Source organism: Ruminococcus sp. J1101004sp1_RTP21198st1_B9_RTP21198_201120 (genome assembly GCF_040924245.1).
GTDB classification, from domain to species: domain Bacteria; phylum Bacillota; class Clostridia; order Lachnospirales; family Lachnospiraceae; genus Blautia_A; species Blautia_A faecis.
On record NZ_JBCOMI010000060.1, the window covers coordinates 1 to 8,070 of the forward strand.

At 44.9% G+C, this 8,070-nt stretch carries 7 protein-coding genes; all 7 read left to right on the forward strand.

What is annotated here, in order from left to right; translation table 11 throughout:
* Positions 1-505: 505 nt before the first annotated feature.
* The 7 genes from AB5618_RS20950 (at position 506) to AB5618_RS20980 (ending at position 7,945) form a co-directional block, all read left to right on the forward strand.
* Positions 506-2,098 carry a peptide ABC transporter substrate-binding protein gene (locus AB5618_RS20950; protein ID WP_368367036.1) on the forward strand — a complete coding sequence of 531 codons (1,593 nt, stop codon included), beginning with the start codon at positions 506-508 and terminating at the stop codon, positions 2,096-2,098.
* A 175-nt stretch (positions 2,099-2,273) separates the two neighbouring features.
* A complete protein-coding gene (locus AB5618_RS20955; protein WP_226820525.1) occupies positions 2,274-3,239 on the forward strand; it encodes an ABC transporter permease in 966 nt (321 codons plus the stop codon).
* Between the two features lie 2 nt (positions 3,240-3,241).
* A complete protein-coding gene (locus AB5618_RS20960; RefSeq protein ID WP_226815283.1) occupies positions 3,242-4,165 on the forward strand; it encodes an ABC transporter permease in 924 nt (307 codons plus the stop codon).
* Positions 4,166-4,173: 8 nt separating this feature from the next.
* Positions 4,174-5,172 (forward strand): ABC transporter ATP-binding protein, encoded by a 999-nt coding sequence (locus AB5618_RS20965; protein WP_148463622.1) that lies wholly within the window; start codon positions 4,174-4,176, stop codon positions 5,170-5,172.
* Positions 5,162-6,139 carry an ABC transporter ATP-binding protein gene (locus AB5618_RS20970; RefSeq protein WP_148463621.1) on the forward strand — a complete coding sequence of 326 codons (978 nt, stop codon included), beginning with the start codon at positions 5,162-5,164 and terminating at the stop codon, positions 6,137-6,139. Before AB5618_RS20965 ends, AB5618_RS20970 begins: the two co-directional genes overlap by 11 nt.
* A 159-nt stretch (positions 6,140-6,298) precedes the next feature.
* Positions 6,299-7,060, forward strand: coding sequence for a DeoR/GlpR family DNA-binding transcription regulator (locus AB5618_RS20975; RefSeq protein WP_173772021.1), 762 nt, complete (start codon positions 6,299-6,301; stop codon positions 7,058-7,060).
* A 138-nt stretch (positions 7,061-7,198) separates the two neighbouring features.
* Positions 7,199-7,945 (forward strand): copper homeostasis protein CutC, encoded by a 747-nt coding sequence (locus tag AB5618_RS20980; RefSeq protein ID WP_148463619.1) that lies wholly within the window; start codon positions 7,199-7,201, stop codon positions 7,943-7,945.
* Positions 7,946-8,070 lie beyond the last annotated feature (125 nt).

The window sequence follows — 8,070 nt, forward strand, 5'->3', positions numbered from 1 at the left end:
TGAGGGCTCTCCCGAACGCATTAGTCGCAGTTAGCGATTAGTTCGCTGGAGCGTTGCGCCGGCGAGTGAGTAATACATATTGTCCAAATGCGCCCCTCCTGAAGAACTTTTCAACACATTCAACACATTAAAGAGGAAAACAGGAAGCCAGATACAGTTGAAGCACCCAGCTGCATCCGATATTTTTTACTTATTTTTCCTTGAAAAAGCAGAATTTGTACAAAATAAATACATAATTCGTACAAAACCAATTCTAAACAATAAAAAGCAATAAAGAATAATAAAAAACAATTGACAACACTACAACACTTTGCTATACTAAAATTACCAAAAAGAGGCGAGCAAAGAGAACATTTTTTATTTATGCAAAGGCGCATGAAACTACATCGTGACTAAGTTGCAAAATAGAAAATGTTTTTTTACTATAAAGCTCCATTTAAACTCTGAACGGCAAAGGCTTACTACCGTACCTGCATAAAGGACGGATAAGAAAGGAGAAAAAACTATGAAAATGATGAAAGCAGCAGTAGCACTTGGAATGGCACTCACCATGACTGTTACAGGTGCATCAGCAGTATTCGCAGAGGGAGAGACACTTAGCGTTGCTACTGATTTCGAGATCAAGACTCTGGTACCGTGGGCTGCATCCGAGGAGAATGCATTCCTGGTACTGAACCAGGCAGAAGAGGGACTGTTCCGTATGGACGAGAACAACCAGCCTCAGCCGGCTCTTTGCGATACTTATGAGGTATCCGATGACAAGCTTACATACACCTTCCACTTAAGAGATGGAATCCAGTGGAGCAATGGTGAGCCTGTAACAGCAGCAGATTTCGTATACGCATGGCTGAAACAGATGAGCGCAGATGCAACAAACGGCTACAGCTTCATTATGACAGACTACATCGTAAATGGTCAGGAGTATAATGAGGGAAGTGTTGAGGCTTCTGAGGTAGGCGTTAAGGCTGTTGACGATCAGACACTGGAAGTTCAGCTGAAGAGCCCGACACCATACTTCCTGAACCTTACTACAATGGATATGTTCTTCCCGGTTAACGAAGCATTCTGTGAAGAGCAGGGCACAAACTTCGCTCTTTCCCCAGACACCATGCTCTACTGCGGACCGTACGTGATCACAGATTATGATCCGGCTGTAGGCGTTACTTTCGCTAAGAACGACAATTACTGGGATAAAGACAACGTAGCAATCGAAGATGCACAGGTTCGTGTAATCAAAGATGCTGCAGCTGCATTAAGCGCATATCAGGCTGGCGAGCTTTCCCAGGTTAAACTTGATTCTGCAAACGTAGTAGCATACAAGGATGATCCGGAATTCTCCCAGGAGATCGACTTCCGTACAAGCTATGTACAGTTCAACCTTACAGATGACGTAATGAGCAATGCAAACATGAGAAAAGCTATTTCTCTTGCTATGAACAGAAGCGCTCTTACAGATAACATTCTTGCTGATGGTTCTGCACCAGGATTTGGTCTTGTAGCAGACGGCATGAGCGGTGATGGAGAGAAGACATTCCGTGAGCTGAACGGAGATGTTTCCCCATATGATCCGGAGCAGGCAAAAGAGTACTATGACAAAGCAGTTGAGGAGCTTGGAAGCGCACCTTCAGAGGTTACTCTTCTTGTAGCTGATGACTCTGTATCCAAATCCGTTGCAACATTTATCCAGAGTGAGCTTGTTACAACACTTGGTCTGAACGTAGTAATCGATACCAAGACTGTACAGGGACGTGGAGAGCTGATGGATGCCAACAACTATCAGTTTGCTGTAACAGCATGGGGTGCTGACTATGATGACGCTATGACATACCTTGATCTGTGGACAAACGGAACTCCATACCGTGGAAACTACAACGATGCAGATTACAATGCACTGATTTCTGATGCTAAGACTCAGACAGACGATGCAGCTCGTCTTGATGACATGCTGAAAGCTGAGAAGAAGCTGGTTGAGGAAGACGCAGTTGTTGCTCCTGTATACCACAGAGGTTCCGCTGTTCTGACAAAATCCAATGTCAAGAACCTGATCAGCCATCCGATCGGTGTTCCGCTTGAGTTCAAGTACGCTTCCTTCGAATAATCTCTTATTCAGGTGATTGTTGGATATAAACTGATAGCGAAACAGATCTCAGAGGTTTGCTTCAAATTCAAGTAATATTCCTTAAGGAATAAGTAACGGACCGTATACAGCAGTGGCTTACACAGCCGGTATACGGTCTGTTTTTCACAGAAAGAAAAGGAGTACTGTTCACTACGTGCACAGTAACAGAAAAGGTGATGTCATGCTGAAATATGTATTAAAGCGATTAGGGTACATTTTGGTTACCTTGTGGGTAATTGTAACCTGTACCTTTTTCATGATGAAAAATCTTCCAGGTACACCTTTTGATGCTGAGCGTTTTAGTATTATGACACCTCAGCAGCAGGAACGTGTGCTGGAAATGTATGGATTAAATGATTCTCTTCCAATGCAGTATGTGAAATATATTAAGAACATGCTGAAAGGAGACCTGGGTACTTCCTTTACTTATGTAAACCAGGACGTTTCCAAGGTTATCACAGGTCGTCTTGGACCCTCTGCTCTGATTGGTATCCAGGCAGTACTGATCGGACTTGCAATCGGATTAATTTTAGGAATCCTGGCTGCCTGGAAGCACAATAGCGGAATTGATTACTTTACTATGATATTGGCAGTGCTTGGAGTTTCGGTGCCGAACTTTGTCGCCGCAGCCCTTCTTCAGTATTACATAGGTCTGAAATGGGGCGCTCTCCCGGTTGGATTCTGGACTGGCTGGAATTGTTCCGTATTGCCGTCCATTGCGCTTTCGTTCAGTGCAACAGCTATGGTTGCCCGTTTTATGCGTACCGAAATGCTGGATGTACTGGATCAGGATTACATCGTAACTGCAAGAGCCAAGGGGCTGAGCCAGATGAAAGTCCTTATGCGTCATGCAGTCCGCAACTCCATCCTTCCGGTTGTAACCATTTTAGGACCAATCGTAGTAAACCTTATGACAGGATCTCTTGCTGTAGAGAACATCTTCAGTATTCCTGGTATCGGAAGCCTTTTCGTAGACTGTATCAAGGCCAATGACTATCCGGTGATCATGGGTATTACTATTTTCTATGCCGCATTCTATATGCTGATTGTACTGCTTGTTGACCTGGCTTATTCTCTTATTGATCCGAGAATTCGTCTTGCCAAAGGAAAGGAGAGCTGATCGTGGACAAATCAAAAATTGACCGCAGCATGTATCAGAAAGCGAAAGTAGAAGCCTCTGAAAAAGAGCACATCGCAGCTCCTGCTTCCACTATGCTGGCTGACGCATGGATCCGTCTGAAAAAAAACAAGGCAGCAGTTGTAGCATTATTTATTTTGATCGGAATTATCCTGCTTGCCATTTTTGCACCGATCTTCAGTAAATATTCATTTAGAGACACTGATTATAACAATGTATATGGACTTCCAAGCGCAGCACACATTTTTGGTGCTGACCAGTTTGGACGTGACCTGTGGGTACGTACCTGGATGGGAACCAGAATTTCCCTTATGATTGCACTGGTAGCTGCAATCCTGGATCTGGTTGTAGGTGTTCTTTACGGTGCTGTTTCCGCTCTTTTCGGGGGAAAGGTAGACGCTGTTATGCAGCGTATTATTGAGGTACTGGTTGGAATCCCAAGCCTTATCATTGTAATCCTTTTCCTGATGGCATTCCCGGCTGGTGTAGGAACTATTATCGCTGCACTTTCCATTACCGGATGGGTAAATATGGCCAGACTGGTTCGTGCCGAGATCCTGAAACTGAAGAATCAGGAATTCGTACTTGCTTCTCAGGTTCTTGGAACCAGCAAATTCAACATTATTATGAAGGATCTGATCCCGAACACAGTCAGCGTTATCGTAATCAACGTGATGTTCACAATCCCAAGCGCTATCTTTACCGAGGCATTCTTAAGCTTCATTGGTATTGGTCTGGCAGAGCCGCAGGCTTCCCTTGGTGTATTGATCAACGGTGGTTATCAGGTACTGCGAATGTATCCACATGTACTGATTTTCCCGGCAATTGTTATCGTACTGATTATGGTATGCTTCAGTATTCTGGGCGACGGACTTCGTGATGCCCTTGATCCGCAGATGAGAAAGTAGGTACAGCTATGGGAAAAATATTAGAAGTTAAGAATCTTACAGTCCACATCAAGACGCACAAGGGCGTTGTCCAGGCTGTGCGCGGCGTGGATTTTTACCTGAATGAGCAGGAGACACTTGCGGTAGTAGGAGAGTCCGGTTCCGGAAAATCCATTACCATGAAAGGTGTTATGGGAATCCTCCCAAAGAATGGAAAAGTAGTAGAAGGAAGCGTAATGTTTCAGGGAAATGATCTGACCAAATATTCAGAACGTCAGATGCAGCAGGTGCGCGGAAGCGAGATTGCCATGATCTTCCAGGATCCTATGACTTCCCTGAATCCAACTATGAAGGTTGGAAAACAGATCGAGGAAATGCTGAAAGAGCACCGCAAGGAGATGAGTAAAGCCGACCGTAAGGCAAGAGCCATTGAGCTTCTTTCCCTGGTTGGAATCTCCAATCCGGAGGCACGTTACGACCAGTATCCACACCAGCTGTCCGGTGGTATGAGACAGCGAGTTGTCATCGCCATTGCACTGGCATGTGATCCCAAGGTGCTGATCGCAGATGAGCCGACCACAGCCCTTGATGTAACGATCCAGGCACAGATCCTGGATCTGATGCGCGATCTTCAGAAAAAGATCAAAACATCCATTATCATCATTACCCATAACCTTGGTGTTGTGGCAAATATTGCAGACCGTGTTGCTGTTATGTATGGCGGAAAATTAGTTGAGACAGGAGATGTGGAAGATATTTTCCACAACCCATGTCACGAATATACAAAAGGCCTTCTTCGTTCTATTCCAAAAGCACACGAAAAAGGCGGTGAGCTTCAGGCAATTCCAGGAACTCCTCCGGATCTTATGGAGCCTCCGGTTGGATGTCCTTTTGCGGCAAGATGTAAGGAGACAATGATCGTCTGCCAGAAATACATGCCGGATTATACCGATTGCGGCAAGAATCACAAGTCAGCATGCTGGATGCTTGACGAGATGGCACAGGAGGTAAACTCTGATGAAAAATGATGAAAAGCAGGTACTTCTTGATGTCAAGAACCTGAAGAAATACTTTAATGTTGGAAATAAAAAGATCCTGAAAGCAGTTGATGACATTTCCCTTCAGATTTATAAAGGAGAGACTCTTGGTCTGGTTGGAGAGTCTGGATGTGGTAAATCTACCTTTGGAAGAACTGTTATCCATCTGTATGATCCTACAGATGGTACGGTAACTTTCGATGGAACGAAAATTGACAAGAATCTGGATACAAAGCAGAGACATGAGCTTTGCAGAAGAATGCAGATGATTTTCCAGGATCCATATGCATCCCTGAACCCGCGAAGAAAAATTCTGGATATTGTAGCAGAGGGAATTGATGCTCACGGTCTTGCTGCCAATAAAAAAGAACGTGATGCCAAGGTAATTGAGCTTCTGGAAACCGTTGGTCTTCAGGCAGAGCATGCAGATCGTTTCCCTCATGAGTTTTCCGGTGGACAGCGCCAGCGTGTTGGTATTGCACGTGCACTTGCAGTAAATCCGGATTTTATTGTATGCGATGAGCCAATTTCTGCTCTGGATGTTTCCATCCAGGCACAGGTTATCAACCTTCTGGAGCAGCTTCAGAGAGAGCGTGGGCTGACTTACCTGTTTATTGCACACGACCTTTCCATGGTGAAACATATCAGTGACCGTATTGGTGTTATGTACTTGGGATCTCTTGTTGAGCTTGCTGACAGTGAGGAGCTTTTCGAGAACCCAATGCATCCTTATACCAAGGCTCTTCTTTCTGCAATCCCGATCCCGGATCCGGATATTGAGAAGAACCGTCAGAGAATCATGCTGGAGGGTACACTTCCGAACCCCATTGATCTTGGCGAGGAGTGTAAGTTCTGCAGTCGTTGTCCTGTTTGCAAGGATAGCTGCCATAAGAGCCAGCCGAAGCTTGTTGAGGTAAAACCGGGACATTTTGTTGCCTGCAGTCAATGCGCAGAGTAATATTTGACAGACAGATTGGGTATCTATTCAGAAGATATGGAAAGCTAAAAGACTGGCTGTAATATGAAATGTATAGTGCTATATAAGTTATGTTAACTGTTAAAATAGCAAGAGATAGACTTAGGAAAAATCAGACAGCAGAAAACAGGAGGAAGAAGGATGTTTATTGAGGAACGGCAGATAGCCATCGAGAAAGTCCTTCGGGAAGAGGGAAAAGTCCGGACCAGGGAACTGAGCGAAATGTTCCAGGTTACAGAGGACTGCATCCGTAAAGATCTGAAAACTCTTGAGAATGCCGGTAAATTAAAAAGAACTTACGGTGGTGCGATTCTTTCCCAGGATTACCCGCTGGAAAGAGATGTTATCGACAGAAGAAATTATCATGTGGACAAGAAGATGGTGATCGCGGTCAAGGCTATGACGTTGATCAAAGAGCGGGAAGCGATTTTTCTTGATATATCCACAACCAATATTGAGCTTGCCAAGCTTCTTGCGAAATCGAAAATGCAGCTTACCGTAGTGAGCAACATGATCGATATTTTACAGCTGCTTGCGCAAAATCCCAAGATCACAGCCATTGGAACCGGTGGAATCATGTATCCTACAGTAAATGGATTCCTTGGTTCTGCAGCAATCCAGGTGATCCGGCAGTACAGCTTTGACCGGGCATTTATGGGAAGCTGCGGAATTGATATGATGGATCACACCGTCACGACTCTTGGAGTGGAGGACGGATTGACCAAGAAGGCTGCAATTGAAAGCAGCCGTCATAAATATGCCGTGATGGAGCGGGAGAAATTTTATTTTAATGAATCTTATAAATTTACACAGCTTGATGAACTGGACGGAATCATCACAGATGAATTCCCAGATCAGTCGGTGCAGGATATGCTGGATTCCCTTGGTGTAACGCTCTATTAAGAAACGGCAGCTCGGGAATGCAGCAACAAAGTGACAAGACCGGCGGGCATGGGAATAATTTGTGAAATTATCAGAATGCAAAGTATTGTGATAGCTGCAATGTGATAGTATCAGGCTGGGTGAAAGGAAAAAGAGGATATGAGCAAATTTACTTTGGAGGTTTGTGCAGATTCTGTGGAATCTGTACTTGCCGCTGAGAAAGGCGGAGCAGATCGGATCGAGCTTTGCGGAAATGTGGTGATTGGAGGAACAACTCCATCAGAGAGTCTTTTTCGCGAGATCCGCAGGCACAGTGATATTAAGATCCATGCGCTGATCCGTCCAAGATTTGGCGATTTTTGTTATACAGAATATGAATTTGATATTATTCGTTCAGAAGTGAGAAGATTCCGGGAGCTGGGCGCCCAGGGTGTCGTGATCGGCATGTTAAAGCCGGACGGATCTCTGGATGTGGAGCATCTGGCACTGCTTATGGAGGAAGCGAAGGGGATGTCTGTAACTTTGCACAGGGCTTTTGACGTGTGCAGGGATCCAATGGAGGCACTGGAGCAGGCCATTTCTCTTGGTTTTAACACCATTCTTACATCTGGACAGAAGAATAACTGTGTGGATGGTTCGCCGCTGCTTGCAGAGCTGGTGGAGAAGAGTTCCGGTCGTATTCACATTATGGCTGGTGCAGGAGTGAATGCAGACGTGATTGCTCCAATCTATGAGAAAACCGGAATCACAGATTATCATATGACGGGCAAGGTTTTGCTGGACAGTGAGATGAAGTACCGCAAAGAGGGCGTGAGTATGGGACTGCCTTCTTTGAGTGAGTATGAGATTTTCCGCACCAGTGAGGCTGAGGTGAAAAAGGCCCGGGAAGTTTTAGCAAGGCTTTAGAGCCTTAGGCGCTCTTTCACAAAATGGGATTGTTTTCGTGAAAGGGCGTTTTGCTATTTAGTTGATTAAAAGTTCTTCAATGCGGACGCATTTGGACAATGTGTATTACTCACTCGCCGGCGCAA